The organism is Mesorhizobium huakuii (genome assembly GCF_030160235.1).
In the GTDB taxonomy this organism is placed as follows: Bacteria; Pseudomonadota; Alphaproteobacteria; order Rhizobiales; family Rhizobiaceae; genus Mesorhizobium; species Mesorhizobium huakuii.
The window spans coordinates 1-516 of sequence record NZ_BSNY01000090.1 but is presented as its reverse complement, the minus strand read 5'-3'; the positions used below and the strand labels follow the sequence as shown (position 1 = coordinate 516).

Here is a 516-nt window from a genome sequence, read left to right as displayed (position 1 = left end):
TTCAGCATCGACACCTCGGCGACGCGCAGGCCCGCGCCATAGGCGACCGACAGCGCGGCCTGGTGCTTGAGGCAGGTGGTGGCGTTGAGCAGCCGGGCGACCTCGTCGCGGCTGAGCACCACCGGCAGCTTGCGCGGGTGCGCCAGACGAACGAGCTTGCGCGCCAGATCGGGACGATCGACCGTATGCGTGAAGAAGAAGCGCAGCGCCGACACGATGCTGTTCATCGTCGGAACGGGAACACCGTCGTCCTGCTGCTCGATCTGGAACCGGCGCAGGTCGTCGGTGGTCGCTGTGTCTGGTGAACGCCCGAGGAACGTCGCCAGGCGTCCGATGTCGCGGAGATAGTTGCGCTGCGTCTCCCCTGAGAAACGCCGCATGTTCATGTCGTCGATCAGCCGCTGACGCAGTGGACTGATAGGTGCATCAAGAACAGGATAGGGCATGGTCAGGCTCCTTGTTGAAGAAGCCCGTGATGCTCTGCCGCTGCCGAACCACCCTCAATGCGAGCGCGAC

1 protein-coding gene is annotated in these 516 nt (G+C 64.5%); it reads right to left on the bottom strand.

Annotation, left to right across the window (positions count from 1 at the left end):
• The coding region (locus QQK95_RS33405) for a tyrosine-type recombinase/integrase (protein ID WP_284278853.1) at positions 1–446 on the bottom strand (446 nt) is incomplete at its 3' end.
• Positions 447–516 lie beyond the last annotated feature (70 nt).